27 protein-coding genes are annotated in these 26,743 nt (G+C 69.5%); 17 read left to right on the top strand and 10 right to left on the bottom strand.

Features of this window, described 5'->3' with window-relative positions:
* Window positions 1–113: 113 nt before the first annotated feature.
* Window positions 114–1,478: an MFS transporter gene (locus tag ACTJLD_RS08030; protein WP_060373502.1), complete on the top strand. Its 1,365-nt coding sequence runs from the start codon at window positions 114–116 to the stop codon at window positions 1,476–1,478.
* Between the two features lie 122 nt (window positions 1,479–1,600).
* Here ACTJLD_RS08030 and ACTJLD_RS08035 read toward each other — a convergent pair whose 3' ends face one another.
* Window positions 1,601–2,611, bottom strand: coding sequence for a 3-hydroxybutyryl-CoA dehydrogenase (locus ACTJLD_RS08035; protein ID WP_440658491.1), 1,011 nt, complete (start codon window positions 2,609–2,611; stop codon window positions 1,601–1,603).
* Complete coding sequence (locus ACTJLD_RS08040) at window positions 2,608–3,714, bottom strand: NAD/NADP octopine/nopaline dehydrogenase family protein (RefSeq protein ID WP_440658492.1); 1,107 nt, start codon at window positions 3,712–3,714, stop codon at window positions 2,608–2,610. The genes ACTJLD_RS08035 and ACTJLD_RS08040 overlap by 4 nt, the downstream gene beginning before the upstream one ends.
* A 149-nt stretch (window positions 3,715–3,863) precedes the next feature.
* Here ACTJLD_RS08040 and ACTJLD_RS08045 point away from each other — a divergent pair, with 149 nt between their 5' ends.
* Window positions 3,864–4,838 carry an AraC family transcriptional regulator gene (locus tag ACTJLD_RS08045; RefSeq protein ID WP_124544284.1) on the top strand — a complete coding sequence of 325 codons (975 nt, stop codon included), beginning with the start codon at window positions 3,864–3,866 and terminating at the stop codon, window positions 4,836–4,838.
* Entirely contained in the window at window positions 4,835–5,869 is a 1,035-nt protein-coding gene (locus ACTJLD_RS08050) for a LysR family transcriptional regulator (RefSeq protein ID WP_060208263.1), read from the top strand. The genes ACTJLD_RS08045 and ACTJLD_RS08050 overlap by 4 nt, the downstream gene beginning before the upstream one ends.
* A 38-nt stretch (window positions 5,870–5,907) precedes the next feature.
* Here the strand turns inward: ACTJLD_RS08050 and ACTJLD_RS08055 are convergent, their stop codons facing one another.
* Window positions 5,908–7,026, bottom strand: a complete 1,119-nt coding sequence (locus ACTJLD_RS08055) for a porin (protein WP_440658494.1) — start codon at window positions 7,024–7,026, stop codon at window positions 5,908–5,910.
* Window positions 7,027–7,438: 412 nt separating this feature from the next.
* On the opposite strand from ACTJLD_RS08055, the gene ACTJLD_RS08060 reads away from it, so the two are divergent.
* Window positions 7,439–8,836: a spinster family MFS transporter gene (locus tag ACTJLD_RS08060; RefSeq protein ID WP_321883395.1), complete on the top strand. Its 1,398-nt coding sequence runs from the start codon at window positions 7,439–7,441 to the stop codon at window positions 8,834–8,836.
* 156 nt (window positions 8,837–8,992) lie between these two features.
* The gene (locus ACTJLD_RS08065; protein ID WP_440658496.1) at window positions 8,993–9,967 is read left to right on the top strand and encodes a PDR/VanB family oxidoreductase; all 975 of its coding nucleotides are present in this window, start codon (window positions 8,993–8,995) and stop codon (window positions 9,965–9,967) included.
* A gap of 25 nt (window positions 9,968–9,992) precedes the next feature.
* Here the strand turns inward: ACTJLD_RS08065 and ACTJLD_RS08070 are convergent, their stop codons facing one another.
* Window positions 9,993–10,913: a LysR family transcriptional regulator gene (locus ACTJLD_RS08070; RefSeq protein WP_027790835.1), complete on the bottom strand. Its 921-nt coding sequence runs from the start codon at window positions 10,911–10,913 to the stop codon at window positions 9,993–9,995.
* Window positions 10,914–11,051: 138 nt separating this feature from the next.
* Between ACTJLD_RS08070 and ACTJLD_RS08075 the strand changes: the two genes are divergently transcribed.
* The 3 genes from ACTJLD_RS08075 to ACTJLD_RS08085 all read left to right on the top strand — a co-directional run bounded on the left by ACTJLD_RS08075 (window position 11,052) and on the right by ACTJLD_RS08085 (window position 13,287).
* A complete protein-coding gene (locus ACTJLD_RS08075) occupies window positions 11,052–12,335 on the top strand; it encodes an aromatic ring-hydroxylating oxygenase subunit alpha (protein ID WP_226157856.1) in 1,284 nt (427 codons plus the stop codon).
* Window positions 12,332–12,835 (top strand): aromatic-ring-hydroxylating dioxygenase subunit beta, encoded by a 504-nt coding sequence (locus ACTJLD_RS08080; protein ID WP_124534405.1) that lies wholly within the window; start codon window positions 12,332–12,334, stop codon window positions 12,833–12,835. The genes ACTJLD_RS08075 and ACTJLD_RS08080 overlap by 4 nt, the downstream gene beginning before the upstream one ends.
* Window positions 12,836–12,900: 65 nt before the next feature.
* On the top strand, window positions 12,901–13,287 hold the full coding sequence (locus tag ACTJLD_RS08085; protein ID WP_060359744.1) for a tautomerase family protein: 387 nt from the start codon (window positions 12,901–12,903) through the stop codon (window positions 13,285–13,287).
* Between the two features lie 83 nt (window positions 13,288–13,370).
* On the opposite strand, the gene ACTJLD_RS08090 is transcribed toward ACTJLD_RS08085, so the two are convergent.
* Window positions 13,371–14,918, bottom strand: a complete 1,548-nt coding sequence (locus ACTJLD_RS08090; protein ID WP_440658497.1) for an ATP-binding protein — start codon at window positions 14,916–14,918, stop codon at window positions 13,371–13,373.
* A 166-nt stretch (window positions 14,919–15,084) separates the two neighbouring features.
* Between ACTJLD_RS08090 and ACTJLD_RS08095 the strand changes: the two genes are divergently transcribed.
* The 5 genes from ACTJLD_RS08095 (at window position 15,085) to ACTJLD_RS08115 (ending at window position 19,270) form a co-directional block, all read left to right on the top strand.
* Window positions 15,085–16,278 carry an acyl-CoA dehydrogenase family protein gene (locus tag ACTJLD_RS08095; protein ID WP_226180411.1) on the top strand — a complete coding sequence of 398 codons (1,194 nt, stop codon included), beginning with the start codon at window positions 15,085–15,087 and terminating at the stop codon, window positions 16,276–16,278.
* Window positions 16,279–16,391: 113 nt separating this feature from the next.
* The gene (locus ACTJLD_RS08100) at window positions 16,392–16,769 is read left to right on the top strand and encodes a hypothetical protein (protein ID WP_021161073.1); all 378 of its coding nucleotides are present in this window, start codon (window positions 16,392–16,394) and stop codon (window positions 16,767–16,769) included.
* Window positions 16,770–16,777: 8 nt separating this feature from the next.
* The gene (locus tag ACTJLD_RS08105) at window positions 16,778–17,311 is read left to right on the top strand and encodes a nuclear transport factor 2 family protein (protein WP_440658498.1); all 534 of its coding nucleotides are present in this window, start codon (window positions 16,778–16,780) and stop codon (window positions 17,309–17,311) included.
* A gap of 31 nt (window positions 17,312–17,342) precedes the next feature.
* A complete protein-coding gene (locus ACTJLD_RS08110; protein WP_440658499.1) occupies window positions 17,343–18,467 on the top strand; it encodes an amidase in 1,125 nt (374 codons plus the stop codon).
* A 59-nt stretch (window positions 18,468–18,526) separates the two neighbouring features.
* Window positions 18,527–19,270: an SDR family NAD(P)-dependent oxidoreductase gene (locus tag ACTJLD_RS08115; protein ID WP_021161076.1), complete on the top strand. Its 744-nt coding sequence runs from the start codon at window positions 18,527–18,529 to the stop codon at window positions 19,268–19,270.
* A gap of 88 nt (window positions 19,271–19,358) precedes the next feature.
* Here ACTJLD_RS08115 and ACTJLD_RS08120 read toward each other — a convergent pair whose 3' ends face one another.
* A complete protein-coding gene (locus tag ACTJLD_RS08120; protein ID WP_027790826.1) occupies window positions 19,359–19,991 on the bottom strand; it encodes a response regulator transcription factor in 633 nt (210 codons plus the stop codon).
* Between the two features lie 353 nt (window positions 19,992–20,344).
* Between ACTJLD_RS08120 and hpaC the strand changes: the two genes are divergently transcribed.
* Window positions 20,345–20,890, top strand: a complete 546-nt coding sequence (gene hpaC / locus ACTJLD_RS08125; protein ID WP_059693798.1) for a 4-hydroxyphenylacetate 3-monooxygenase, reductase component — start codon at window positions 20,345–20,347, stop codon at window positions 20,888–20,890.
* Window positions 20,891–20,901: 11 nt separating this feature from the next.
* Here hpaC and ACTJLD_RS08130 read toward each other — a convergent pair whose 3' ends face one another.
* Together ACTJLD_RS08130 and ACTJLD_RS08135 are read right to left on the bottom strand one after the other, a co-directional pair.
* Window positions 20,902–22,170, bottom strand: a complete 1,269-nt coding sequence (locus ACTJLD_RS08130; RefSeq protein ID WP_440658500.1) for a YbfB/YjiJ family MFS transporter — start codon at window positions 22,168–22,170, stop codon at window positions 20,902–20,904.
* A gap of 184 nt (window positions 22,171–22,354) precedes the next feature.
* Window positions 22,355–22,900 carry an RBBP9/YdeN family alpha/beta hydrolase gene (locus ACTJLD_RS08135; protein ID WP_059693797.1) on the bottom strand — a complete coding sequence of 182 codons (546 nt, stop codon included), beginning with the start codon at window positions 22,898–22,900 and terminating at the stop codon, window positions 22,355–22,357.
* A 123-nt stretch (window positions 22,901–23,023) separates the two neighbouring features.
* Between ACTJLD_RS08135 and ACTJLD_RS08140 the strand changes: the two genes are divergently transcribed.
* The 3 genes from ACTJLD_RS08140 (at window position 23,024) to ACTJLD_RS08150 (ending at window position 25,002) form a co-directional block, all read left to right on the top strand.
* Window positions 23,024–23,479: an Lrp/AsnC family transcriptional regulator gene (locus tag ACTJLD_RS08140; RefSeq protein ID WP_027790822.1), complete on the top strand. Its 456-nt coding sequence runs from the start codon at window positions 23,024–23,026 to the stop codon at window positions 23,477–23,479.
* Between the two features lie 388 nt (window positions 23,480–23,867).
* Entirely contained in the window at window positions 23,868–23,990 is a 123-nt protein-coding gene (locus ACTJLD_RS08145; RefSeq protein ID WP_021158412.1) for a hypothetical protein, read from the top strand.
* A gap of 58 nt (window positions 23,991–24,048) precedes the next feature.
* Window positions 24,049–25,002, top strand: a complete 954-nt coding sequence (locus ACTJLD_RS08150; RefSeq protein WP_440658501.1) for a leucyl aminopeptidase — start codon at window positions 24,049–24,051, stop codon at window positions 25,000–25,002.
* A gap of 16 nt (window positions 25,003–25,018) precedes the next feature.
* Here ACTJLD_RS08150 and ACTJLD_RS08155 read toward each other — a convergent pair whose 3' ends face one another.
* Both ACTJLD_RS08155 and ACTJLD_RS08160 read right to left on the bottom strand, forming a co-directional pair.
* Window positions 25,019–25,528: a GNAT family N-acetyltransferase gene (locus ACTJLD_RS08155; RefSeq protein ID WP_176100582.1), complete on the bottom strand. Its 510-nt coding sequence runs from the start codon at window positions 25,526–25,528 to the stop codon at window positions 25,019–25,021.
* Window positions 25,529–25,583: 55 nt separating this feature from the next.
* Entirely contained in the window at window positions 25,584–26,615 is a 1,032-nt protein-coding gene (locus ACTJLD_RS08160) for an AraC family transcriptional regulator (protein WP_440658502.1), read from the bottom strand.
* Window positions 26,616–26,743 lie beyond the last annotated feature (128 nt).

Below are 26,743 nucleotides of genomic sequence, written 5' to 3' on the forward strand. Positions count from 1 at the left end.
GGAGTGATGACACTCCCCTTTTTCTGCGGATTTGACCGGGGACACGGGGCCGACAACACTAGCCCGCAGTGCCGCAAAGACGGCACGCGCCCGCCCCCCCTTCAGAGTCCGCCATGTACCCGACCGACACCGTGCAATCCCCGAGCGCCGCCCGGCCGCTCGCCGACCGGCAGCTGCGCCGGATCGTCATCGCCTCCGTCGCCGGCAACGCGATGGAGTGGTACGACTTCTTCGTGTACGGTACGGCCGCGGCGCTCGTGTTCGGCCACGTGTTCTTTCCGCCCGGCGCGTCGCCGCTCGCGGGCAGCCTCGCCGCGTTCGCGGCATTCGCGCTCGGCTTCGTCGCGCGGCCGCTCGGCGGGATCGTGTTCGGCCACGTCGGCGACCGCTACGGGCGCAAGGCGTCGCTCGTGTGGACGCTGCTGATCATGGGCGCGTCGACCTTCGCGATCGGCCTGCTGCCGACCTATGCGCAGGTCGGCCTGTGGGCACCGGCGGCGCTCGTCGTGCTGCGCCTGCTGCAAGGCATCGCGTCCGGCGGCGAATGGGGCGGCGGCGTGCTGATGATCAGCGAGAACGCGCCGCCCGAGCAGCGCGGCTACTACGCGGCGTGGAGCCAGCTCGGCGTGGGCGGCGGCTTCGTGCTGTCGTCGGCCGCGTTTCTCGCCGCACAGGCGCTGCCGGACGACGCGTTCCGCACCTGGGGCTGGCGGCTGCCGTTCCTCGCGAGCATCGCGATCTTCGCGATCGGCATCTATATCCGCCGTCATCTGCCCGAAAGCCGCGACTTCGAGCAGGCCGGCCGGCGCGGCGCGCACACGCATCTGCCGATCGTCGAGTGCATCCGCCGCCATCCGAAGGAAATCCTGCTCGCGATGGGGCTGCGCGTGGCCGAGAACGGCGGCGCCTACATCTTTCTCGCGTTCTCGCTCGTCTACGGCAAATACGTCGGCATCCCGAACGGCGTGATGCTGACCGGCGTGATGATCGCGATGATCGTCGAGATGGGCGCGATGCTCGCGTGGGGCCGGCTGTCCGACCGGATCGGCCGCAAGCCCGTGTACCTGATCGGCGCGCTGAGCCTCGTCGCGTGCGCATTCCCGTTCTTCTGGCTGCTCGACACGCGCGCGACGCCGCTCGTCTGGCTCGCGCTGACGGTCGGCACGGCGGTCAGCCACGGCGCGATGATCGGCACACTGCCCGCGCTCGTCGGCGAGCTGTTCAGCACCGAGGTGCGCTACTCCGGCGTCGCGCTCGGGCATGAAGTCGCGTCGATCTTCGCCGGCGGGATGTCGCCGCTGATCGCCACCGCGCTGCTCGCGCGCTATCACGCATCGTGGCCCGTGTCGCTGTTTCTCGTCGCGCTCGGCCTCGTCACCGTCGCGACGCTGTGCGTGATGCGCGAAACGCGGATCGTGAGGGCCGCTTCCGCTGCTCCCGCCGCTCCCGCTACCGGCACGCGCGGCGACACGGCGTGACCACGACGCTGCGATCCGCGCAAGCGGGCCGATCCGCACCGGCAGGCGGCGAACACGGCGGCGGCCGGCGCGGCCGTTCCGGGCGCGTGCCACCGGCCGCGCCCGCCAACCCGGCGCGCCGCCTAGTTGCCGCCCTCCCGCCGCGCGCCGTCGAACGCCGGCGCCAGCCCCAGGTGATCGAGCAGCCGCGCGAATTCGCCGAGCCGCTGCCGCATGTACGCGGGCACGTCGACCGCCGCGTAGTCGTGGAAGCCCGCGCCCGTGCGCACGCCGTCGCGCCCGGCTTCCATGTTGCGCACGACGCTCGCGGCCGGCGCGAAACGCGGGCCGATCTCGCCGGCCAGGTACCGCGACGCGTAGTACAGGATGTCGCAGCCGCCCCAGTCGATGAATTCGAGCAGCCCGAGCACCGCGAAGCGCGGGCCGAAACCGGTGCGGATCGCCGTGTCGATGTCCGCCGCGCTCGCGACGCCCTCCTCGACCATCCGCGCGGCTTCGTTCATCGCGAGCGCCTGGATGCGCGGCACGATATAACCGGGCGCCGGCCCGCAGATCACCGGCTTCTTGCCGACACGTTCGAGCAACGCGGAAAGCGACTCGACGACGGCCGGATCGGTCGCATCGCTGCGGCTGATCTCGACGAGCGGCATCAGCAGCGCGGGGTTCAGCCAGTGCGCATTCAGCATCCGCGCCGGATGCGCGACGTGGCGCTGCAGCTCGGTGACGACGAACGTCGACGTCGTCGACGCGATCGTTGCATGCGCACCGACATGCGCGCCGAGCCAGCGCAGCGCGTCGGCCTTGGCATCGAGCACTTCGGGCAACGCCTCGAACACGATGCTGGCCTGCCGCACCGCATCGGCCGCACCGTCCCGTGCGACCAGCGCGATGCGCGCGACTACGGTTTCGGCCTGCGCGGCGTCGATGCGGCCGAGCGCGACCTGCGCGTGCAGCGGCCTCTCGATCTCGTCGCGCGTGCGTGCCTCGAAGGCACGCCATCCGGCCGCGTCGCGCGGCTTGAAGTCGATCAGCGTCACGTCGAGCCCCGCGAACGCGAACACGAGCGCGATCCCCTGCCCCATGCGCCCCGCGCCGAGCACGTGGACGCGCGTCACATCGGCGCCCGCCTTCATGCCGCGTACCCCGCGTCGAGCAGCGCGCGCATCGCGTCCTTCGACAGCGCGGCGAGCCCGAGCCGCTCCAGCGTGCGGCCTTCCGCATACAGGTCGCGCACCGCGACCGCGCTCGCAATGCTCAGCAGCCCCTGCGCGACAGGCGTCGGCACACCGGCCCGGCGCCCGCACGACACGATGAACGACAGCCCGAGCCGGGTGTCTTCGAGCATGTAGCGATGCGTGCGCAGATCGATCTTCTCGCGCCAGTCGCCGCTATCGGTCAGCTTGCCGTGCGCGCCGCGCCCGTACATCCATTCGTCGCCGTCGGTCGCGTAGTGATCGGCGAGCGGGAAATGCGGCGCCGGGTAACCGAGCGCTTCGCGCACCGCGATGCGTTCGGCGTCGAGCGCGTTCGTCACGCGGCGGATCGACGGCTGCGTGCCTTCGTTGTGGATGTCCCATGCGTCGAAGTGTTCGAGCGGCCCGGCGTTCATCAGGATCAGCGGCGGATGGATCACGGGGCCCGCGTTCATCAACGCGCCGGACAACGCGTCCTCGACCGGTTCGACCGACGGATAACCCGCGCGCAGCACGTCGAACGCCCAGCCGGCCGCATTCGCCGGAAATACGCCGGTCGGCAGCCGCGTCGCGTACGCGCTGATCACGACGTCGTTGTCGCCGTGCCTGCGCACGAGATACGGCAGCGTGCCCGTCTCGGCGAAGGCGACCCGCGAACGGTTGCCGGCATCGGCCGCCGCGCGCGCGAACACGATGCTGCCGAACGTGCCGGGCGGCAGGAACACGACCTGGCCGTCCTCCAGCAGCGGCGCGACCTGCGCGGCGAGCGCGTCGTGCGAGGTGGCCGGCAGCGGCACCACGACGAGCCGCGCGCCGTGCAGCGCGGCCGCGAGATCGTCGGTCAGGCGGATCGCGCCGGGCGCGTCGCCGAGCGGCACCGTCCGCTTGCCGCGATAGTCGGTCACGTTCAGCACGCCAAGCTCGCGCAGCCGCGCGTGCGGCTCGCGGTCGCGCCGCCACCACGTCACGTCGTGGCCCTTCTCGAACAGGTCGATGGCCGCCGCATGGCAGCCGTGGCCGCCGCCCAGAACACATACCTTCATCGTCTTCTCCCGGTGAATGAGTGCTTCCGAGACTACGCGTCCGCCCCCGCCGCGTCGCTTCAAAACGCGCAACGGCACGCCCGTTCGCGCAACGCAATCGGGGCGGCACGCACGAAACCGCGCCCCTGCATCCGATACGAGGTCCGTGAATGGATATCGCCCTTTCCCGCCATGCGCCGAACCGGCTCGGCACGCTGCATGCCCCCGACGAAGTCGAACGCGCGGTCGCGCACCGGCTCGGGCCGCACCGGATGGCCGCGCGCGGCCGCGATCCGTTTCATGCGGAGCTGTACGAAGTGCCGCTGCATCACGGCGCGCTGCTCGAACTCTGCTACGGCCGCGAAACGCGCATCGATTTCGGCGACGATGCCGGTCACTTCCTGTTCAGGCTGACGCTCGCCGGCGCCTGCGAACTGCAGGCCGGCAGCGTCGTCGCGCGCGCCGGCCCGGGCGAGCTGACCGTATCGTCGCCCGCGCTCGCCAGCCGCCTGAGCACGAGCCCCGATTGCCGCAACCTCGTGCTGCGGCTCGAACGCGGCGCGCTCGAACGCAAGCTGCAGCACATGCTGCGGGCAACGCTCACGCGGCCGTTGCAATTCGACCTCGCGGCCGGCGGCACCGGCACGGGCGCCGCGCTCGTGCTGCCGACCTTCGAATACCTGTGCAAGCTCGGCGCACAACCGCGCATCGGCACGGCGTCGCCCCTCTTCGGCGCCGATCTCACCGCATGGCTGATGTCGCTGCTGCTCACGCACCTGCCGCACTCGTACAGCGACGCGCTCGCGCGCGGCACGCAGCCGTTGCCGGCGCATGTGCGCCGCGCGTGCGATCACGTCGACGCGCACCTCGGCGAGCCGCTTGCGCTCGCCGCGCTGGCGGCCGTCGCGGGCGTCGCGCCCCGCACGCTGCAGCACGCGTTTCGCGCGTTCCTGCACACCACGCCGGCCGCCTACGTGCGCGAGCGCCGGCTCGCCGCCGTGCACGCGGCGCTGCAACGCGGCGACACGTGCAGCGTGACCGACGTGCTGATCGCGCACGGCATCCATGGCTTCGGCCATTTCGCGAAGGCGTATGCGCGGCGTTACGGCCATGCGCCTTCCGTCACCGCGAGGCAATCCCGATGACGCACGCCGCAACCGGCCGCCCGGCGGCCCCGACCCGCGCCGATTCCGCGCCGCACGACAGCGACCTGTCCGAACTGCGCGTGCAGGATCTCGACCTCAACCTGCTGAAGACGTTTCGCGCGGTCTACGAGGAGCGGCATGTCGGTCGCGCGGCGCTGCGGCTCGGCGTCACGCAGCCTTCCGTCAGCCATGCGCTCGGCCGGCTGCGGCTGATGTTCCGCGACGCGCTGTTCGTGCGCACCGGCACCGGCGTCGAGCCGACGCCGCGCGCGCAGCGGCTGGCGATCTCGGTCGACAAGGCGCTCGCGATCCTGCAGGACGTGCTCGACGAAGGGTCGCGCTTCACGCCCGACAGTACGCAGCGCGTGTTCCGCCTGCACATGAGCGATTTCGCCGCGAGCGCGTTCCTGCCGACGCTGCTCGCCGCGTTCGACCGCCGCGCGCCGGGCGCGGTGATCGAGACGCTGCACGTCGACGAATGCCAGCTCAACGTCGCGCTCGAATCGGGACGCATCGACTTCGCGCTCGGGCATTTCGCCGACGCGTCGAGCCACTTCCAGCGCACCGCGCTGCTGCACGAGCGCTGCGTGCTGCTGATGCCGCGCCGCACCGCGCAGCGCGTCGCGCTCCCCGACGATTACGTGCTCGACGGCACGGCGCCCGACACATTGCGCTTCGTCGCGGTCACGTCGCATCCGCAATCGATGCAGCTGCTGGAGCGGCACGGGCTGATGCCGCGCGTGCGCGCGGCGCTACCCGATTTCATGGTGGTGCCCGCGCTGCTGCGGGACGGCGACTATGCGCTGATCCTGCCGGAGACGATCGCGATCACGTTTGCGGCGCGTCAGCCGTGCGCCCTGTACGAGATCGCCGGTGCCGGCGAATGGGCCGTCAACGCGTACTGGCACCGGCGCTTCGACGCGGACCCCGGCCATCGCTGGTTGCGCGCGCTGCTGCTCGAGCTGTTCAACATCGGCGAGCTGGCGCCGTTCGACGCATGGCTCGCGCCGCAACCGCCCGCCTGCGCATGACGATGCGAGCGGCGCAAGCGGGCAGCGGCGCGCGCCGCTCAGAACGACGTGAGGATGCCCGCGACGATCGAACTCGCCGTTGCGCCCGGCCGGGCGACCGCGACGCCGCCGCCCGCCGCGCCGTTGACGACGAAGCGCGCATGCGCGCCGTTGCGCACCATCGCGGCGCCCGTGTACAGCACCGTGCGCTTCGACAGCGGATAGTCGAAGCGGATGCCGTACGAATCGGCGTTGCCGTCGCTGTCCGCGACCTTGCGGTAATGGCCGACGCTCAGCAGCAGCGACGCACGCCCGATCGGCACCGTCGCGCTCAGCTCCATGATGTCGCTGTGCGGATACGCGCTCTGGCTGTCGATCGCGGTCGCGATGTCGGGGCCGCCGCGATGGCGCAGGTACAGCGCGGCGACCTTCACGACATTGAAGTCGTACGAAATCGCGCCGAGCGTGTAGTTGCCGTTCGCGGCCGGGCTCGTGTCGCCGAGCGCGGCCGCTGCCACCGGGCTGAACTTCTGCTGCATGTAGTCGATGTCGACCGACAGGCCGCCGCGCACGTAGTTGAGCCCCGCGCCGTACGTATCGCCGAGCGTCGCCGGCTGCCCGGCCGCGCCGTTGGTACCGCGCGCGGCCATCGCGCGCAACATGAGGCCCGCATAGCGCGGCGACGTATAGCGCATCGAGTTGCGCACGCGCAGGAACGCGGGCCCGACGAAGTTGTTCGTCGCGTTGCCCCACGCGAGCCCCGCGCCGAGTCCGGGCAGGCTGTACGTGACGAGTGTCGTGTGCAGGATCGTGTAAAGCTCGCCGAACTGCACGCCGCCGAACGGCCCCGTGATGCCGACCCACGCCTCGCGGCCGAAAAGCGCACTGCTGTTCGACAGCGCGCCGCTGGCCGCGTTGAAGCCGTCCTCCAGCTTGAAGATCGTCGCGTAGCCGCCGCCGAGATCCTCGACGCCCTTCAGCCCCCATTGCGACGCGAACAGGTTGCCGCTGCCCATGCGCGTCACGTGGTTCGGCCCGGCGTTCGCGTATTCGATCGCGGTGTCGACGCGGCCGTAGAGCGTCACGCTCGATTGCGCGAATGCGGGCAGCGCCGCGCAGGCCAGCAGCGCGGCAAGCGGTACGGCAAGCCGGTCGGCCCGCCCGTTCGGTTGAGTCATCGTCGTCGTCCCGTAGAGGTTCCGGCGCCTGTCGGTATCGCGCCGGCTGGTGTGAAGCGCGTTCGCCGCGAAGGGCCAACGCAGCCGATCAAAAACGGGCCGAGTCTAGGAACGACAATTTCGGACGTCGACGCAATGCGCTCTATAACGCTTATAGATGCGCCGCATGATGCGCGCGCGCCCCGCTGCAAGCGCGCCGCGCGGCGGCCGGCGCGCGTCACCCTGGTGTTTTCTTTATCCGGGTCGGTAGATGCCCGTGTGGCGCGGCTGTCACTCCGGCTATGGCGGCCGGATTTGGCCGACTACGCTGCGTCTCCGACACGTGCCCCCCCGCACGCTTTCGCGCCGCGACGGCGCCCGGCCCGCCAGGCCGCTGCCGCGCATCCCCACCGCCCGCTCCTGGAGAATCCGCATGTCCGCATCCACGGCCCGCGCTGCCGACGGCAAGCGCTATACGTACGAATGGTATGTCGTCGTCATCTGCATGCTCGCGTACGTCTTTTCGTTCGTCGACCGCCAGGTCCTCGTGCTGATGATCGAGCCGATCAAGCGCGACCTGCATCTGTCCGACACGCAGTTCAGCCTGCTCAACGGCTTCGCGTTCTCGCTGTTCTATGCGGTGATGGGGCTGCCGGTCGCGTATCTCGCCGATCGCTACGCGCGCCCGCGGATCATCTCGCTCGGCATCGCGCTGTGGAGCGTCGCGACCGCCGCGTGCGGGCTCAGCCAGCATTTCGCGCAGATGTTCATCGCGCGCATGGGCGTGGGCGTCGGCGAGGCCGCGCTGTCGCCCGGCGCGTATTCGATGCTCGCCGACTACTTCCCGAAGGAGAAGCTCGGGCGCGCGATCGCCGTGTATTCGCTCGGTTCGTTCATCGGCGGCGGCGTCGCGTTCCTGATCGGCGGTTACGTGATCGCGCTGCTCAAGCATGCGAGCGCGTTCACGCTGCCGGTGGTCGGGCAGGTGCATGCGTGGCAGGTCACGTTCCTGATCGTCGGGCTGCCGGGGCTGCTGGTCGCGCTGCTGTTTGCGGCGACGGTGCGCGACCCGCAGCGCAAGGGGCTCGCGCAGGATCGCTCGGGCGCCGTGCGGCGCGTGTCGATGCGCGATTCGCTGCGCTTCGTCGGCACGCATCGCGCGACCTTCGCGTGCCACTACCTCGGCTTCTCGTTCTACGCGATGACGCTGTACTGCCTGCTGAGCTGGACGCCCGCGTTCTATATCCGCCGCTTCGGGATGACGGCCGTCGAAGCCGGCTACACGCTCGGCATCGTGCTGCTGGTCGCGAACACGGCCGGCGTGTTCTGCGGCGGCTGGCTCAACGACTGGATGCTGCGGCGCGGCCGCAGCGATGCGCCGATGCGCGCCGGCGCGATCGGCGCCGCGTGCATGGTGATTCCCGCGACGCTGTTCACGCAACTCGACTCGCTGCCCGCTTCGCTCGCGATGCTCGTCGTCGCGATGTTCTTCGCGTCGTTCCCGATGCCGACGTCGACCGCCGCGATGCAGACGCTCGCGCCGAACCAGATGCGCGCGCAGATCTCCGCGCTGTTCCTGCTCGTGTCGAACCTGATCGCGCTCGGGATCGGTACGACCGTCGTCGCGCTGTTCACCGATCGCGTGTTCGGCGCGCCGGCGGCGGTCGGCCATTCGATGTCGATCGTCAATGTCGCGGCGGCCACGCTCGCCGCGCTGCTGCTCGCCGCCGGCTGCCGGCACTATCGCCGCAGCCTCGATCGCGAGCGCGGCCATGCGTCGGCAGCGGCACCGCAGGCGGCCGAGGCGGGCAACGCAATCGCCGCACGCTGAACGACGGGCGCGCTCCGTCGCCGACCATCATCCGCCCCACTGATTCAGGTATCGCTTTTTAATCGATTTGATTTATGCGATGCCCGTCCCTATTCTCGATCGCATGACGGCGCGGTGTCTGCCGCGCCGCTTTCCTCGTACCCCACGGAATTTCCCATGCAAGCGAACCGCCACCAGGTCCGGATCGACGCGCTGATCGACGCGGCGCAGGACATCCGCTGTTTCCGGGTTTCGCGCATCGACGGCCAGCCGTTCGACGCGTACGAACCCGGCGCCCATATCGACGTCACCGCGCCGTCCGGCGTCACGCGGCAATACTCGCTGTGCGGCAACCCCGACGAACGCGGCAGCTACCTGTTCGCGGTGAAGAAGGAGGCGCAGTCGCGCGGCGGCTCGCGTTCGCTGCACGACGATGTGCAGGTCGGCGCCGAGCTGTCGATCGGCGCGCCGCGCAACCTGTTTCGTCTGACGGACGACGCGAGCGAGCACGTGCTGATCGCGGCCGGCATCGGCATCACGCCGCTGCTGTCGATGGCGTATGCGCTGCACCGGCGCGGCGCCCGCTACCGGTTGCATTACTTCGCGCGCAGCCGCGAGCACGCGGCCTTCGTCGACGAACTGTCGGCCGAGCCGTTCGCGTCGCACGTGACGTTCCACTACGGCGTCGAGCCCGACGCGCTCGCGGCCGCGCTGGGCCGCTGCGTCGAATCGGTCGACGCACACGCGCACGTCTACACGTGCGGCCCGGGGCCGTTCATGGAGGCGGTCGTCGCGGCAGCCGCGACGCGCTTGCCCGAAGACTCGATCCATCTCGAACGGTTCGCGGCGGAACCGGTCGCCGCCGATGCCGCCCCCACCCCTGCCGATGGATTCGAAGTGCGTCTGCAACGCAGCGGGCAATCGGTACGCGTCACGCCCGACACGTCGATCGTCGACGCGCTCGCGCGCATCGGCGTCGAGGTCGACACGTCGTGCGGCGAAGGCGTGTGCGGCACCTGCATGGTGCCCGTCGTCGACGGCGAGCCCGATCATCGCGACCACTGTCTCAGCAAGGCCGAGCGCGCGAGCAACACGGTGATCTGCTGCTGCGTGTCGCGCGCGCGCTCGGCGGTGCTGGTGCTCGATCTCTGACGCATCCGGCACGCGCCGGCCGCCGTCACGCGTTGTCGAACCCCTCGACAAGCTCGGCCAGCAGCGTGCGCATCCACGCGTTGCCTTCGTCTTCATGGAAATGCTCGTGCCAGTGCATCGTTACCGGCGCGGGCGGCAGCGTGACGGGCAGGTCGTACAGGCGGAACGCGTTGTCGCGGTTCAGGATCCGCGCGAGCCGCTTCGGCAGCGTCGCGTAGAGATCCGTGACCGACAGCACGCTCGGCAGCGCGACGAAGTGCGGCACCTCGAGCGCGATGTTGCGGCCCACACCCTGCGCGCGCAACGCGTCGTCGAGCGCGTGGTGGCTGTGCTCGACCGATTTCACATTGACGTGCGCGGCGCGCACGAATTGCTCGAGGCTCAGCGCGCCGCCGCTCGGCAACCCGCGCCGGCGGCCCGTCATGCACACATACGTTTCCTCGAACAGCACCTGGTGGCGCGTACGCGGCATCAGTTCCGGCAGGTTGCCGATCGCGAAATCGAGCCGGCTCGCGCGCAGCGCTTCCTCGATCTCTTCCACCGGCAGCGGCTGCACGCTCAGCGTCACGCGCGGCGCGCGCTCGCGCAGCGCCTGGCAGATCGCCGGCAGGTACGCCATCTCGCCGGCATCCGACAACGACAGCCGGAACGTGCGCGTGCTCGTGGCCGGATCGAAGCGCTCCGCGTAGCGCAGCGCCACGCGCACCATGTCGAGCGCCTTGCCGACGATGCCCGCGAGTTCGAGCGCGACCGGCGTCGGCTGCATGCCCGAACGCGTGCGCACGAACAGCGGATCGTCGAACAGCGTGCGCAGCCGGCCGAGCGAATAGCTGACGGCCGGCTGCGACAACGCGAGCCGCTCGCCGGCCTTCGTCAGGCTGCGTTCCTCGACGATCGCCTGGAATACGCGCAACAGGTTCAGATCGAGATGATCGACCGACGTCATCGTAGCCTCCATCATTTGCCGTATTTATTGAGTTGCCAATTTTAGATCAATTTGACGGATATGTAGCAGGAGACGAGACTGGGTACTCGATACCGTGCGCTGCGCGGCCCGATTTCGCGACTCTTCCCCACGACAACGATGAGCGACATTCCCTATCAGACGATCGACACCCGTGCGTTGCACGGCCTCGCGCAACCCGACCGCATCGCGCCGGCGATGTATCACGATCCCGCGCTGTTCGAAGCCGAGCTCGACCGCATCTTCTACCGCACCTGGATCTGGGTCGCGCATGAGAGCGAGCTGCCGAATCCGGGCGACTTCATCACGACGACGATCGGCCGCCAGCCGGTGATCGTCGTGCGCGACAAGACCGGCGCAATCAACGTGCTGCAGAACCGCTGCCGTCATCGCGGCGCGACCGTCTGCGAATCGCACAAGGGCAACGCAAAGGGCTTCACGTGCCCGTATCACAGCTGGTCGTACGCGCTCGACGGCACGTTGCGCGCGCTGCCGTACGGCGACGGCTACGAAGGCGTGTGCGAGAAGGGCGACCTGCCGCTCGTGAAGCTGCGCGTCGGCGTGTACCAGGGGCTGGTTTTCGCGAGCTTCAACGACACGATCGAGCCGCTCGAGGATTTCCTCGGCGGTGCGAAGCCGTGGATCGACCTGTTCATGAAGCAGGGCGCCGGCTACCCGATCAAGGCGAACGGCGAGCACAAGTTCAAGTTCAAGGGCAACTGGAAGATCCAGCTCGAGAACACGACCGACCTCTATCACTTCCCGGTCGTGCACAAGTCGTGGATGAAGTCGATCGACGACGAGACGGCCGCCGCGATCACGAGCTTCATGACGAGCGAGGACGCGTTCTGCCGCGGGCTCGGCAACGGCCACAGCCTCGCGGTGCTGATGCCCGAGCTGATCGATCTCGACGAAGACGACGGCGCACCGCTGCCCGAGCGCTTCGCGCCGCTCGCGGCGAAGCTCGCCGAGCGCCACTCGCCGGACGAAGTGCGTCGCATCGTACGCTCGCTGATGGGTGTCGGCTTCAACCTGAACCTGTTCCCGAACCTCGCGCTGTCGATGGCGTTCTTCCGCGTGCTGCGGCCGATCGCGGCGAACGAGACCGAGATCCGCCACGTCGCGCTCGCAATGGACGGCGGCCCCGACGAAGCGAACCGCGAGCGGCTGCGCATTCACGAGCACTTCCAGGGCCCGTTCGGTTTCGGGAGCCCCGACGACGCGGAAGCGTGGGAGCGCGTGCAGCGCGGCGCGCACGCGGGCCCCGACGTGCCGATTCTCGTGAATCGCGGGCTGAACCGCGAGACGACCGCCGCGAACGGCGAAAAGACCGCCCATGCGACCGACGAAACCGGGATGCGCGAGGCCTACCAGCAATGGCGCAAGATGATGGAGCAGCAATGATGGACGACCGCAACGCCCTCTTTTCCGAGCAGACCTTCGCCCGCGCGGTCGAATTCGTGTGGCGCGAAGCCGAGATGCTCGACCGCCGCGACTATCGCGCATGGCTCGACCTGTGGGATCCGGCCGGCCATTACGTGGTGCCGATCGATCCCGACACGACCGATTTCGCCGCGACGCTGAACTACGTGTTCGACGACCAGGACATGCGCGAGAAGCGCGTGCAGCGGATGGTGTCCGGCTACTCGGCGTCGGCCGCCGACGCGGCGCGCACGGTGCGCACCGTGTCGCGCTTCACGCTGGAAAGCGGCAGCGCCGGCACCGTCGAGCTGAAATCGGCGCAGGTCGTCGTCGCGTACAAGCGCGGCGTCGCGACGCTGTTCGCGGCCGACGTCACGCACACGCTGCACGTCGATGCCGACGGCGAGATGCGGATTGCCGAGAAGGTCGTGCGCCTGATCGACTCGACCGAAGCGCTCAGCGCGATCGGCTTCCTGCTGTGAGCCGTGGCCGGTTCGCCGCTGCAAGCGCAAAGGTGAGCCGGCAACCTTCACCTTTCCGGACGACCATGCCCACACTCGAAGTATTCCTGCCCGCCGGCCATGACGATGCACGCAAGGCCGAACTGATCGCGCGGCTCAGCGGTGCGACCGTCGACGCGATCGGTGCACCGCTCGAATCGGTGCGCGTGTTGCTCACCGAATTGCCCGCCACGCATATCGGCCTTGGCGGGCGCACCGCCGCCGACGGCGCGCCGCCGTCGTTGCCCGTGATCGTCGCGATCCTGATCGCCGGCCGCACCGATGAACAAAAGCGCGCGCTGATCGCCGCGTTGTCCGACGCGGGCGCGAACGTGCTCGATGCACCGCTGCAGGCCACGCGCGTGATCATCAAGGACATCCCGAACACCGACTTCGGCATCGGCGGCCGGACCGCGCGGGCGCTGGGGCGCTGACCATGGGCCGGGCGTCGCTCCATCATGCGCCGCGGGCGCGCCGTGATGTCCATTGCAGCCTTAACGCGATGCAGCGACTACGGCTACGCGCCCGCGAGCGGCAGCGTCACGCGGCAGTCGAGCCCGCCGCCCTCGGCCGGGCTCGCGCCGATCCGGCCGCCGTGACGCGTCACGATGCTCTTGCACAGCGACAGTCCGATCCCGTTGCCGCCGGCCTTCGACGACGAGAAGCCGTCGAACAGCCGGCCGTGCGCGCCGGCCGCGATGCCCGGGCCGTTGTCGATCGCGCGCAGCTCGGCGTGCCCGGCCACGTTCGCGGTGCCGAGCGTCAGCATGCGCGGCACGCGATCGCAACCGGCAAACGCCTCGATCGCATTGAACGCGAGATTCAGGATCACCTGCCCGATCAGCACGCGCTCGCAACGGATCGGCAGCGGCGCATCGGCCTGCACGATCGCGACCGTCACGCCGGCCTCCTTCGCACGCAGCTCGATGAAATACGCGACATCCGCGAGGATGTCGCGCAGGTCGGCGAGCGCGACGACCGGCTCGCGCTTCACGATGAATTCGCGCACGCTCTTGATGATCAGCGCCGCGTGCTCGGCCTGGCGGTCCGCGCTGCGCAGCCCCCAGATCGCGTCGTCGATGGCGCCACGCCCGTTCAGCCGCTGCACCGCCCCTTCGATGAAATTGCGTACGGCCGCGAGCGGCTGGCTCAGCTCGTGCGCGATCACGCTCGCCATCTCGCCCATCGCGTTGTAGCGGCCCGCGTGTTCGAGCATGCGCGCTTCGGCGCGGCGCGCGTCCTCGATCGCGACTTCGTCGCTCACGTCGCGAAACTGCACGAGCAGCCCGTCGAGGTCGCCCTCGATCTCGACCTGCCGGCACAGGATGCGCAGCCAGCACGGCGAGCCGTCGCGCCGCACGATCCGGTAGCGCTGCGGCGCCGACGGGCACGCGGACGGCGCATCGTGCAATTGCGCGACGAGCCGGTCGCGATCGGCCTCGGAGCAGTAGTCAAGCACCTCGCCGAGCGCTTCGTCGGGCGCGAGCCCGAGCACGCGGCGGCCCGACTCGCTGATGAACTGCACGCCGCCGCGCGGCGTGACGACCGCGATACCTTCGTCGAGATCCTGCATGAATTCGCGCAGCCGCGCCTCGTAGCGGCGCAGCTGCCGGCGCACCGCCTCTTCCGCGCTGATGTCGCGGAACTGCACCATCACGACGTCGCGCCCGCGCAGCGGCACGTAGGTGGCGGTCGCCTCGGACAGCATGTCGACGCCCGTGCGCGACCGGTAGCACCATTCGTACACCTGCGGCCCGTCGACGAGCGCGCGATCCCACGCGCTCACGGCGATCTCGCGCTGGTATTTCGGCTCGGGACGCGTCATGTCCGGCGCCTTCAGCGGCAGCAGTTCCTCGACGGAAAAACCGAGCGCGATGCACGCGGCGCGGTTCGCCCACACGATCGCCTTCGTCGGCGCGTCGTGCAGCAGCACGCAGGTGGTCAGCGCGTCGAGCAGCCGGTGGAAATCGTCTTCGTCAGGGAAACTCATGATCGGCTTCGGATGAAGGCGCGCGGCGTCGCGCGGCCGGAAAGCCAACATAGCACCGGCGCGCGCCGATCGCATCTGAAGATTTCTTTAGGCCGGCACGGAACCTCACCAGTCGCGCGGCCCAACGCACCAATTGCTGCGTGTTTTCGGCGTTTCTAGACTGGTCGCATCGTCGTGTTGGCACCCGAGACAGCACGCATGCCGCCCCGCATCCGAACCCCTATCCGTCCAGGAGACCACCATGCCGCAAGCCGCCCTCGCCATCGAACCCGCGCCGTCCTCCCAGCCCGTGGCAGGCACCGCGGCCGCGCCGTTGTCGCCGCTCGACGCCGTGATCGAAACCGTCGCCGCGCGCCGCGACGAATTCGATCGCCTGTCGCACGTGCCGCGTGACGTGATCGCGCTGTTCAGGCAGGCCGGCATCTATCGCGCGGGCACGCCGCGCCGCTTCGGCGGCGACGCGCTCGCGCCGACCGCCTTCCTCGACATGGTCGAACGGATCGCGACCGCCGACGGCTCGGCCGCCTGGGTCGCGAGCTTCGGCTCCGCGAACGTCTATCTCGCCGCGCTGCCGCTCGAGACCCAGGCCGAGCTGTACGCGAGCGGCCCCGACCAGGTGTTCGCGGGCGGCCTGTTCCCGGTGCAGCCGGCGCAGGCGGCGCCGGGCGGCTGGCGCGTGAACGGCACGTGGAAATTCGCGAGCGGCTGCAAGGGTGCCGACTGGCTCGGCGTCGGCATCGCCGTGCCCGGCGCGCAGGACGCCGCGCCGAACAAGCCGCGCACGGCCGTGTTCCGCGCGGCCGACGTCGAGATCGTCGAGAACTGGAGCGTGGTCGGCATGCAGGGCACCGGCAGCCATGACCTGCGCGTCGACGACCGCTTCGTGCCCGAAGCGTGGACCTTCGTGCGCGGCGGTGAGCCGACCGTCGACGAGCCGCTGTACCGCTACCCGACCGTCGCGTATGCGGCGCAGGTGCTGGCCGTCGTCAATCTCGGCCTCGCGCGCGCGGCGCTCGACGTCGCGAACCGCATGTCGGGCGGCCGGCAGACGACGACCGGCGCGCCGCGCCTCGCCGATCGCGCGTATTTCCGCATCGAGCTCGCGAAGGCCGAAGCGCAACTGCGCTCGGCACGCGCGTTTTTCTACGACGCAACCGACACGGTGTGGCAATCGATCCTCGCGGGCAATCCCGTGACGCCCGACCAGGTCAGCCTGCTGCGGCTCGCGGCCACGCATGTCGCACGCGAAGGCGCGAGCGTCGTCGAACGCGCGTACCGCCTCGGCGGCACGGCGGCGATCTATCGCACGCATCCGCTTCAGCGGCTGCTGCGCGACGCGATGGTCGTCACGCAGCACGCGTTTCTCGCGGAAGGCAACTTCGACGGCGCGGGCGCGGTGTTCACCGGCGTCACGCCGTTTCCCGGCTACCTGTAACCCGCGCAACCCGCGCCCGGGCGGCGCTGTTTCCCGAACGTGCATGGCGCCGATGCCGAAGCACCGCTACCGGCCGGCGCATGCGCCCAACCGTTTCCCCTGGAGAACCCGAGATGTCCGATTCGAATCCGCTGCCGCTGCGTGTCCTGTTCTGCTGCGGCGTGTCGCAGAACTTCTTCGACCTACCGCGCGAGAAGATCGGCGAAGTGTGGCAGGCGTACGGCGCGATGCTCGCCGCCGTCGAGGCGATGCCCGGCGTGCGCGTGCTCGGCGTGATGGACGACGACCGCCTCGTGGTCGGCCAGGCCGACGGCGCGCCGTGGACCTTCTACATCATGGCCGACGTCGCCGATTTCGACACGACGGTCGCCGTGTGCAACCTGTATCGCACGACGCCGGTCGGCGAATACAACCTGTGGCGCTACGGCAAGATCGAAGCGCGGGTCGGCCGCGCGCTGACCGTGCCGCCCGCCGCGAAACCCGCGTCGTGAGGCGCGCGATGAACGACCTGTCTCCCGGCTCGTCCCCCGGCCCGATCGACGCACTCGCGCAGCGCGTGGCGGCGCTCGACGCCGAGCGCACGGTGCGCGCGACGATGACGCGCTACATGGCGCTGTGCGACGTGCCCGAGGATGCCGGCGACGGCCCGTCGCTCGCCGGCCTGTTCACACCCGACGCCGTGTGGGAAGGCATCGGCCCGCAATACGCGCAGAAGTTCGGCCGCCTCGAAGGCACGGCCGCGATCGTCGCGATGCTGGGCCGCTACCTGCCGCCCGATCCGCATTTCTCGGCGAACCTGCACTTCCTGACGTCGGAGTCGATCGAGATCGGCGCCGGCAACACGAGCGCGCGCGGCCGCTGGATCATGCTGCAGGCGTCGCGCTACGCGAACGGCACGGCCGAGCTGATCGCCGCGCGGCTGACCGTCGATTTCACGCCGGCCGGCGACGGGGCGACCTGGTTGATCCGGCACTTTCGCACCGAACGCGTGCTCGACGGCCCGTGGCCGCTCGCCGCCGCGCCACGGCCCTGATGCTCTCCACCGCTTCCGCACGATACCGACCATGACAGGCTTCATCGACACCTTCACGCTAGGCGGCCCGGGCCCCACGATCGCGATCAAGGACACGATCGACATCGCGGGCCATCCGACCCGCGCGGCGAGCCGCGCGCTCGCCGATGCACCGCCGGCCGCGCAACATGCGGACGTCGTCCGCCTGCTGCTCGACGCGGGCTGGCAGATCGCCGGCAAGGCGAACATGCACGAGCTCGCGTTCGGCATGACCGGCATCAACGACTACACGGGCACGCCCGTCAATCCGCAGGACGCGACGCGCATCCCGGGCGGCTCGTCGAGCGGTTCCGCTTCGCTCGTCGGGCTGGGCGCGGTCGACGCGGCGCTCGGCACCGACACCGGCGGCTCGATTCGCGGGCCGGCCGCGTGCTGCGGCGTGGCCGCGCTGAAGCCGACGTTCGGCCGCGTGTCGCGGCGCGGCGTCGCGCCGGCCGATACCACGCTCGATTGCGTCGGGCCGTTCGCTCGCGATATCCGCACGCTGGCCGCGGTGATGGCCGCGATCGCGCCGGGCTTCGATCGTGCGCAAGCGGTGGCCCCCGTGGCAGGCTGCACGATCGCGCAGATCCGCGTCGAAGCCGATCCGGCGATCGCCGCCGCACTCGATGCGGCCGTGCACGCGTCGGGTCTGCGTTCGCACGCGCTCGTGCTCGACGAAATGCCGGCGTCGTTCGCGGCGGGGCTCACCGTGATCAACGCGGAAACGTCGCGCGCATTCGGCCATCTGGTCGACACCGGCAAGCTCGGCGCCGATCTCGACGCGCGACTGCGCACCGCCGCGACGACGACACCCGCCGCCCTCGCGGAAGCCGAAGCCGTACGCGCACGCTTCACCGCGCAGGTCGACGCCGCGCTCGAACTCGCGGACGTGCTCGTGCTGCCGACGCTGCCCGCGTTGCCGATCACGCTGCAGCAGGCGCGCGACGGTGTATCGGTGATCGCGATGTCGTCGCTGATCCGGCCGTTCAACCTGAGCGGCCATCCGGCGCTCAGCCTGCCGCTGCCGCTGGCCGGTTCGCCGCTGAAGGCGGGCCTGCAGATCGTCGGGCGCAAGGGCGCGGACGAGCGGGTCTGCGCGATCGCGGCACACTTCGAAGCGGCCCTCGCCGCATGAACCACGAAGCGGGCGCGGCTTCACCCTTCACGCGCCCGCGAACCAGGGAATCACGCACCATGTCAGACCGAGTCGTCCTCGTTACCGGCGCCGCACGCGGGCTCGGCGCCGTCATCGCCGACCGTTTCCATGCGGCCGGCTATCGCGTCGCGCTGGCCGACATCGCCGCCGACGCCATTCATGCGCATGCGCGCGAACTCGACCCGGGCGGCGAACGCGCGATCGCGCTGCCGCTCGACGTCACGTCGAAACGCGATTTCGAAGCGGCGCGCGATGCGCTCGTCGCGCGCTGGGGCACGATCGACGTGCTCGTGAACAACGCGGGCGCGTCGAAGGTCGTGCCCGCGATGGAGATCACGGCCGAGCAGTTCGACCAGGTGATCGACGTGAACCTGCGCAGCGTGCTGTTCGGCTGCCAGGTGTTCGGCCAGTATTTCGCGGAACGTGGCGCGGGCCGGATCGTCAACATCGCATCGCTCGCCGGCCAGAACGGCGGCTCGGCGACGGGCGCGCACTACGCGGCCGCGAAGGGCGGCACGCTGACGCTGACCAAGGTGTTCGCACGCGATCTCGCCGCGCGGGGCGTGACCGTCAACGCGATCTCGCCGGGCCCGCTCGACCTGCCGATCGTGCATGAAAGCGTCGCACCGGAGAAGCTGCGCCAGGTGCTCGCGAGCCTGCCGGGCGGCAAGCTCGGGTCGGCCGGTTTCGTGGCGGATGCGGCCGTGCTGCTCGCGTCGGGCGACGCGCACTTCGCGAACGGCGCGTGCTGGGACATCAACGGCGGGTTGTACATGCGCTGAGCGGCGGGCTGCATCGCTTGCGCTGTCGACCGGTGCAGCGCGCAGGACTTGTGCGGGCAAGCGAACGCCGGCGTGCCTGCGGCCCCCCCTATCGCGACGACTCCCCGTCGTCGCCCCACACGACCATCACGTCCCGCACGAGCGCGGCGATCGACGTCGCGCCGAGCTTCTCCTTGATGCTCGCGCGATGCACGTCGACGGTCTTCACGCTGATCGACAGATCCGACGCGATCTGCTTGCTGCCCTTGCCGTCCACCACGCCGCGCAGCACTTCCTTCTCGCGCGCGGTCAGCGCATCGAGCCGCTGGCGCAGCTCGCGGTGGCGCTGACTCACCGCGTGCCGCTGCTGCGCGAGCCGCAGTGCGCGCTGCACGCGCTCGAGCATCTGCTGCGAGTTGTACGGCTTCTCGACGAAATCGATCGCGCCGTTCTGCAGCGCACGCACGGACATCGGGATATCGCCGTGCCCGCTGACGAAGATCACCGGCAGCGTCGCGCCCCGCGCGTTCAGTTCGGCCTGCACGTCGAAGCCGCTCTTCTCCGGCATCCGCACGTCGAGCACCAGGCACGCGGGCAGGTTCACGTCGAAGCGCGCGAGAAAATCCGCCGCGTTCGCGAACCCCTCGGACGCGATGCCGACCGATTCGAGCAGCCAGGCGAGCGATGTCCGCATGCCGCCGTCGTCGTCGACGATGTATACGATCGGTGCGGGTGACGTCATCGCGGGGGTCTCGCTGAATATCGGTATGGGTATCGCACGCGCCGCATACGGGGCCGGTTGCCGGCGCGTCGCGCACGTCGTTCGCTGGGGATGTGCGGCACATCATAACGAGCCGAAAACCCGCTGAAAACCCCTTCACGTGCCGCACGAACGCACATTCCCGGTTTTTTTCGCGCGTCGCGCCGCGTACCTAGGTAGAACCTTTAGACGCGTTGGCGAGAACGCCATCTCCATCGTCAATCGTGCGAATGGTCGTCCGCCTTTTCGCGACGTACGCTTGGGTCATCGTCGGCGATCAGGCGCCGCACCCGCAGCGCCGCACGATCGCCGCTCTCGTCCAACCAGGAGCGCCCATGTCTTCCACGACCGATATCCAGCGACCGGCACGCGTCGAGCCGACCGACGCGCAGAAGGCCTTCCGGCAAGCGATGGCCCACCTCGGCGCGGCCGTCAACGTGATCACCACCGCCGGGCCGCACGGCCGCTGCGGGATCACCGCGAGCGCCGTGTGCTCCGTCACCGACACGCCGCCGACGCTGCTCGTGTGCCTCAACCGGTCGAGCGCGATGCATGCGACGTTCGAACGCAATCGCCACGTCTGCATCAACGTGCTGCCGGCCGAACACGAACAGCTCGCGCGGCACTTCGCGGGGCTCACCGAGCTGCCGATGGACCGGCGTTTCGAACTGCCCGGGTGGGATCGCGGCGAGCAGGACGTGCCCGTGCTGCGCGACGCGCTCGCGAGCCTGCAGGGCACGATCGCCGACATGAAGGAAGTCGGCTCGCATTCGGTGATGTTCATCGAGGCGACGTCGATCCGCGTGCGCGACGACGGCGACAGCCTGATCTACTTCGGCCGTGCGTTTCATCGCGTATCGCGCACGGCGTGCGTGCGGTGAACCGCGCGTGACTACGCGGCGGCCCGCAACGCGCGCTGCCCGGCCGCGAGCGCGGCACCCGCGAACAGCGTCAGCGCCGAATACACGAGCCCGCGCGCGAGCCCCGCGCTGTCCGACACCCAGCCGATCGCGACCGGCCCGGCGATCTGCCCGAATGCAAAGACCGTCGTGAACGCGCTGATCCCTTTCGCCCAGCCGTCGGGCGGCAGGTTGTGGCGCACGAAGGCCGTCGTCGACGCGACGGCCGACAGGAACGTCGCGCCGAACAGCACGCCCGACGCGAACGCGGCAACCGGATGCACGAACATCGCCGGCATCAGCGTCGCGATGCCGAGCAGCGCATTGAGCACGGCCAGCGCCTGGCCGCCGCGCATCCGGTCGAGCAGCCCCGACCACAGCCGTGCCGAGACGACGGTCGCGACGCCGAGCATCACGTAGAACGCGGCGACCACCGTGCCGCTCATTCCCGCGCCGCGCAGCAGCGCGACGATGAACGTCATGTAGCCGATGTAGCCGACGCCGAACAGGCCGTAGCCGGCCAGCGCGAGGGCGAATCGCACGGGGCTCGCGGTCGCGGCCGGCACCGCACCGTCGCGCGGCGCGGCGGGTGCCGCGTGCACGCGCTCGATGCGGCGCGCGGCCGACACGGCCACCGCCGAGAACAGCACGCATGCGAACGCGAGCCCGAACCACGCGGGCTGCCAGCCGTGTACGCCCTGCGCGAGCGTCGCCGGCACGAGCAGCGACGATGCGACGATGCCCCATCCGGTACCGCCGTAGTAGAGGCCGAGCAGCAGGCCCGCATCGCGCGGCGACGCCGACGCGAGCCGCGCGGCCAGCACGCCGCCGCTGATGAAGATCAGCGCGCTGCCGACGCCGGTCGCGAGCCGCTGCGCGAGCAGCGCGTGCATGCCGGACGTGAACCCGCACGCCGCCATCAGCAATGCGGTCAGCACGCACCCGGCCGCGAGCAGCGTGCCCGCGCGCCAGCGCCGCGACAGCAACGGAAACACGAGCGCACCGATCAGGTAGCCGGCCGCGTTCGCCGTGTTCAGCGCGCCGGCCTGCGCGAAGGTCCAGCCGAGATCGGCCTTCATCGGCGGCAGCAGCAGCGCATACGAAAAGCGCGCAAGACCAAGCGCGATCGCGCTGCCGAGCGACAGGCCGATCGCGAGCCGCCACGCGGCCATGCGATCGGGGTCATGTTCGGGGGTGTGGCGGGTCGCGCCGGTGTCCGGCTGCGACGGGCCGGCAGGCTCCGGTTGCGGCGCTGCGCGCATCGCGTGTCTCCTTTGTCGTTCGAAGCCGAGGGGGAGCGGCGCGACGGAACCGGCGTTTCGCACGCACCGGTCCCGACTGTCCGTCGAGGCTTCCGATTCTGTCGACCGATCATACTTGAGCCGTCACGGCCAGGCACGCGCCGGCAGGCGGCACGTGCGGAACGACGGCAGCCGCTTGCCGGCGCTACCGCTGCAATCCGGCCACGAAGGCCGTCAGCAACGCACGCCCCTCCGGCCATTGCGCCAATCCCGCTTCCGCATTCAGGTGACCGCGCGGGCCGAGCCGCAGCGGCGTCGCGCCACGTTCGCTCGCCCATGCGATGCCGCGCCCGGACGGGTCGTACCCGTCGTCCGAACTGGCGATCGCCAGCACCGGCAAACCGCCGAAATCGCCGCCCGGCACGTTCGCGAACGCACGCGCCGCGGCCGGAAAACGCGGGCCGCCCGGATCGGGCACCGCAACGAGCCATGCGCCGCGCACGACGCGCGCCGACGCCGCGCGCCAGTGCGCGAACAACAGGCACCCCAGCGAATGGCAGATCAACACCGGCGGCGCCGCGGCTTGCGCGACGGCTTCATCCAGCGCCGCCATCCAGTCACGCAGGTCGGGGGCATCCCATGACGCAGGCGCCATGCGGATGGCGCCCGGAATCGCGGCCTCCCAGTGGCTCTGCCAATGATCCGGTCCCGAGTTGCCGATCCCCGGCACGATCACGATCGTTTGGTCCATCTCCATCTCCGTCTCCATGAACAGGCGAGCGCTCAGTCTGGTCTGCCGGAAACCGGCCGGGAATGGCAAGTCATCGGTTATTGAGACAATATGCCGATGAATTAACGGAGCGGGAGAACGGACATGTCGAATGGAGAGCTCGATCGCCTGGATCTTTCGATCCTCGAGGCACTACAGGAAAACGCGCGGATGCCGCTGTCCGAAGTGGGCCGGCGCATCGGGCTGTCGCAGCCTGCGACGTCGGAGCGCGTCAAGCGGCTGGAAGAACGCGGCATCATCGCCGGCTACGGTGCGCGCATCGACCCGGCGGCGCTGGGGTTGGGGATGATGGCCATCATCCGGCTGAAGACGACGCACGAACACATCAAGCCCGCGCTGCGCGCATTCGCCGAGATGCCGCACGTCATCGAGGTTCACCGGATGACCGGCGAGGATTGCTTCTTGCTGAAGGTACTCGTGCCGACACCGGGACAACTGGAAACCATCATCGACGCGATTGCCCGTTTCGGCGCGGTCACGACGTCGCTGGTGCTCCGCTCCGAGCCGGTCAAACCGCTCGGCAAGGCGCTGCTCGGCTGACACGGCATCGGGCCGCCGCCACGCCCGCGCCGAGCGGCGATGCATTCGCATGCATCGCTGCCGCGAACGACGTCGGTCGCCATGATCGAGGCCATCGAATTCCAGATAAAAATTCGCCGAATGCAATGCATCGATTCCGATTCATTTCATTGAAAAAATGACCTGGAATCCGTCACTCCATTTACCCGCGTTTTACCGCACGCGCCTCGTCAATCCCCGTTGTTTAGCACGCCGAGGCTAAAATTCTTGCAACGCATTGCATTCGTAAATTCGTCAGACTAATATCAACGCCACTCATCCGGCATTCACGAAATGCCTGATGAGGAGTGGCAACTTTTTAGCCGCGCTTTCATGTTGAAACACTCATGTTCACCACAGGAGAATTGACATGCAGGACACCCAGCAGATCGAATTGCTTGACTGGATGCAGGAAGACACGCACCCCGAGGCCATCGACATGATGGTCGAGGACGCCGTGGTGCCGTTCGGCACCGCGCTCTGGCCGGTCTGAGCGGGCCACCCGTTCTCGCGGAAGGGCCGCGGCCCTTCCGCCGCTTCCGGAGACACGCATGCTGAACCTGCACCGCGCACTCGGCTTCCACCCCGCGCTGCGCGACAAACTGGCGCGCGGCGAATCGGGAAAACTGCTGGTCGGCCACGACAGCCGCAACCGCGACATCGCGTTGCGCGCATTTGCCGCCCTGCCCGATTCACTCGACGCCACGACCCTCAGCCTCGAAAGCACCCCGCCCGCCGATATCACCGCCGCACTCGATGAAGCCGACCTGTTCGTGCTGCTGTACGACTCGTCGTGCCTGCCGACACCGTCGCCGAGCGGGCCGCCGTTCCTCGCCGCGATCCGCCCGGCGATCGTCGAGCACTGGAGCAAGTCGGTGCTGTTCAAGGATTACGGCCCGCATCTCGACGAGGCGTTCGCCGAATCGCTCGACGACATCGCGGCACGCAACGGCCGGCTGATCGACGCGGCCGCGCGCGCATCGCAGATCCGCTTCATCGACGAAGCCGGGAACACGCTGACGGGCTCGCTCGCGCCGGACCAGAAATGGACGAGCGTGGACGGAATGGGCAACCTCGACGTCGTGCCCGGCGAGATCGCGACGCACGTGACCGACCTCAACGGCACGATCGTCTTCAGCGGCACGTTTCTCGGCACCGTGCCGTTCGCGATCAAGTACAAGGTGGCCGAGCGGCTCGCGACGCTGCAGGTCGAGAACAGCACGATCGTCGGTTTCAATACCGACGACACGGGCTTCCGGCGCGATTTCTCGGCCTATCTCGACCGGCATCCGAATCACCGGCGGATCGAGGAATTCGGCATCGGCACGAACCTCGGCATTCGCGGGCTGTACGGCCGCAATGCGGGGTTCGAGGAACGTCATCCGGGCCTGCACCTCGGGCTCGGCGGCGGCGAAAACGGCAGCCACCATCTCGATCTGATCTTCGCGCGCGGCACGCTCGCGCTCGACGACCGGATCGTGTTCGACGGCGCGTTCGCCGTCTGATTCGCCAGTTGCGCGCTCAAGCTCCGGCGGCAGGTGTGTCGCCGAGCCACTTGAACATCACGAGGCAATCGACGAACCCGAGCCGCGCGTGACGATACGCACGCGGCAGGCGCCCGACGATTTCAAATCCCAGCTTCTGCCACAGCGCGACCGCCACCTCGTTCGTCGAGACGACCGAGTTGAACTGCATCGCGAGGAAACCGCGCTCGCGCGCAACCTGCTGCGAGTGCTCGCACATCAGGCGCGCGACGCCACGACCGCGCGCGGCCTCGCTCACCATGTAGCCGCAATTGCACACGTGATTGCCGGGGCCGGCCGCGTTCGCCTTCAGGTAGTACGAGCCCAGTACCACGCCGTCCTCCTCGGCGATCCACGTGCAGAGCGGCGCATCGAGCCATAACGCGCGCGCCGCTTCGGGTGTCGCATCGGAATCGAATGCATAGGTTTCCCGAGCAGCGACGATGGCGCGATAGGTCGGCCAGAAGCGCGGGAAATCGTCGTCGGTCATCGGGCGAATCGTGATCATGCGGGTTCTCTCTTGATTGGAATGCCGGCAGGACAGCCGGCGATCGTGGCGTGATTCAGGAACGGCCGCCGTCCCGTTGCGCCGCGCTGCGATACGCGCCCGGCGGCACGCCGTACCAGCGCTTGAACGCCTGCGAGAAACTCGACAGGTCGCTGAAGCCGAGCCGCTCGGCCACTTCCGCGAGCGACAGGCGTGCGTCGCCGAGCAACGTCTCGGCCATCGCGCCGCGCGCCTGCGCGAGCAGCGCCCGGAACGTCGTGCCCTCCTCCTGCAGCCGGCGCTTGAGCGTACGCGGGCTCGTGTTCAGCAGCCGCGCCATGTCCTCGAGCGAGAACGGCGCGGGGCCGGGCGTCGCGCCCAGGTACTGGCGCACCATCTCCGACGTGCCCACCCGCGCGCGCCGCGCTTCGAGCAGCTGGCCGCACATCTGCTCGCACATCGACACCGTCAGCGGATTCGCGTGCGGCAGCGGCCGGTCGAGCAACGCGCGGTCGAACGCGAGGCTGTTCGCGCGCGCCGAAAAAACCGGCTCGACGCCGGCGATGCGCGGCACCGGCACGGACGGCGCGCGCGTCGCCTGCACCGTGAAGCACGACAGCTCGAATGCGTCGCCGCCGATTTCCCGCAGCAATACGGCCGCCGCCGTCATGTCGCGCTCGACGAGGAACCGGCTCAGTGCACCATCGAGTTCCGGCGCGCCGAAACTGAGCACGCACGTGCTGCCCTCTTCACGATACGTGATCACGGTGAACGCATAGGTGAGCGGCAGGAAGCGCATCGCCAGCGCGAGTGCGTCGCGCGCGGTCGCGCTCGCGATCAGCCCGTAGCCCCACACGCCGTACGCGGAGAAGTGGTAGCGCAGGCCGACCTCGAACCCGAGGCCCGGCGCCCGCCCGAGCGCGCGCAGCAGGTTGCCGGTCAGCCGCAGTTCCTGCGCGGCCGTCACCTCGACCTTCGGATCGTCGAGCTGAGCGTTGGCGAGCCCCGTGCCGGCCAGCAGCGTCGCGTGCGGCACGCCGCGTTCGTCGCCGAAATCGACCAGCAGCCGGGCGCTGGCCGGACTCCGGGTGAAGTCCCAGAAGCTCATGCGGAGAAACCCTCGAAGCGCCGATTTGGCCCAAATACTAAAACAATTGTCCCGAAGCAGCATTGGTGTTTTCCCATGCGGCCAGCACCATCGGCGTCATCCAGTCGTCGCCCGAACGACGCCAACGC

It is taken from the genome of Burkholderia sp. 22088 (genome assembly GCF_052045915.1).
In the GTDB taxonomy this organism is placed as follows: Bacteria; Pseudomonadota; Gammaproteobacteria; order Burkholderiales; family Burkholderiaceae; genus Burkholderia; species Burkholderia cepacia.

Bases quoted from the DNA above. Each gene is read 5' to 3' on its own strand.
- ACTJLD_RS08030 (WP_060373502.1), top strand. From the start codon at position 114: ATGTACCCGACCGACACCGTGCAATCCCCGAGCGCCGCCCGGCCGCTC.
- ACTJLD_RS08035 (WP_440658491.1), bottom strand. From the start codon at position 2,611: ATGAAGGCGGGCGCCGATGTGACGCGCGTCCACGTGCTCGGCGCGGGG.
- ACTJLD_RS08040 (WP_440658492.1), bottom strand. From the start codon at position 3,714: ATGAAGGTATGTGTTCTGGGCGGCGGCCACGGCTGCCATGCGGCGGCC.
- ACTJLD_RS08045 (WP_124544284.1), top strand. From the start codon at position 3,864: ATGGATATCGCCCTTTCCCGCCATGCGCCGAACCGGCTCGGCACGCTG.
- ACTJLD_RS08050 (WP_060208263.1), top strand. From the start codon at position 4,835: ATGACGCACGCCGCAACCGGCCGCCCGGCGGCCCCGACCCGCGCCGAT.
- ACTJLD_RS08055 (WP_440658494.1), bottom strand. From the start codon at position 7,026: ATGACTCAACCGAACGGGCGGGCCGACCGGCTTGCCGTACCGCTTGCC.
- ACTJLD_RS08060 (WP_321883395.1), top strand. From the start codon at position 7,439: ATGTCCGCATCCACGGCCCGCGCTGCCGACGGCAAGCGCTATACGTAC.
- ACTJLD_RS08065 (WP_440658496.1), top strand. From the start codon at position 8,993: ATGCAAGCGAACCGCCACCAGGTCCGGATCGACGCGCTGATCGACGCG.
- ACTJLD_RS08070 (WP_027790835.1), bottom strand. From the start codon at position 10,913: ATGACGTCGGTCGATCATCTCGATCTGAACCTGTTGCGCGTATTCCAG.
- ACTJLD_RS08075 (WP_226157856.1), top strand. From the start codon at position 11,052: ATGAGCGACATTCCCTATCAGACGATCGACACCCGTGCGTTGCACGGC.
- ACTJLD_RS08080 (WP_124534405.1), top strand. From the start codon at position 12,332: ATGATGGACGACCGCAACGCCCTCTTTTCCGAGCAGACCTTCGCCCGC.
- ACTJLD_RS08085 (WP_060359744.1), top strand. From the start codon at position 12,901: ATGCCCACACTCGAAGTATTCCTGCCCGCCGGCCATGACGATGCACGC.
- ACTJLD_RS08090 (WP_440658497.1), bottom strand. From the start codon at position 14,918: ATGCGATCGGCGCGCGCCGGTGCTATGTTGGCTTTCCGGCCGCGCGAC.
- ACTJLD_RS08095 (WP_226180411.1), top strand. From the start codon at position 15,085: ATGCCGCAAGCCGCCCTCGCCATCGAACCCGCGCCGTCCTCCCAGCCC.
- ACTJLD_RS08100 (WP_021161073.1), top strand. From the start codon at position 16,392: ATGTCCGATTCGAATCCGCTGCCGCTGCGTGTCCTGTTCTGCTGCGGC.
- ACTJLD_RS08105 (WP_440658498.1), top strand. From the start codon at position 16,778: ATGAACGACCTGTCTCCCGGCTCGTCCCCCGGCCCGATCGACGCACTC.
- ACTJLD_RS08110 (WP_440658499.1), top strand. From the start codon at position 17,343: ATGACAGGCTTCATCGACACCTTCACGCTAGGCGGCCCGGGCCCCACG.
- ACTJLD_RS08115 (WP_021161076.1), top strand. From the start codon at position 18,527: ATGTCAGACCGAGTCGTCCTCGTTACCGGCGCCGCACGCGGGCTCGGC.
- ACTJLD_RS08120 (WP_027790826.1), bottom strand. From the start codon at position 19,991: ATGACGTCACCCGCACCGATCGTATACATCGTCGACGACGACGGCGGC.
- hpaC (WP_059693798.1), top strand. From the start codon at position 20,345: ATGTCTTCCACGACCGATATCCAGCGACCGGCACGCGTCGAGCCGACC.
- ACTJLD_RS08130 (WP_440658500.1), bottom strand. From the start codon at position 22,170: ATGCGCGCAGCGCCGCAACCGGAGCCTGCCGGCCCGTCGCAGCCGGAC.
- ACTJLD_RS08135 (WP_059693797.1), bottom strand. From the start codon at position 22,900: ATGGACCAAACGATCGTGATCGTGCCGGGGATCGGCAACTCGGGACCG.
- ACTJLD_RS08140 (WP_027790822.1), top strand. From the start codon at position 23,024: ATGTCGAATGGAGAGCTCGATCGCCTGGATCTTTCGATCCTCGAGGCA.
- ACTJLD_RS08145 (WP_021158412.1), top strand. From the start codon at position 23,868: ATGCAGGACACCCAGCAGATCGAATTGCTTGACTGGATGCAGGAAGAC.
- ACTJLD_RS08150 (WP_440658501.1), top strand. From the start codon at position 24,049: ATGCTGAACCTGCACCGCGCACTCGGCTTCCACCCCGCGCTGCGCGAC.
- ACTJLD_RS08155 (WP_176100582.1), bottom strand. From the start codon at position 25,528: ATGATCACGATTCGCCCGATGACCGACGACGATTTCCCGCGCTTCTGG.
- ACTJLD_RS08160 (WP_440658502.1), bottom strand. From the start codon at position 26,615: ATGAGCTTCTGGGACTTCACCCGGAGTCCGGCCAGCGCCCGGCTGCTG.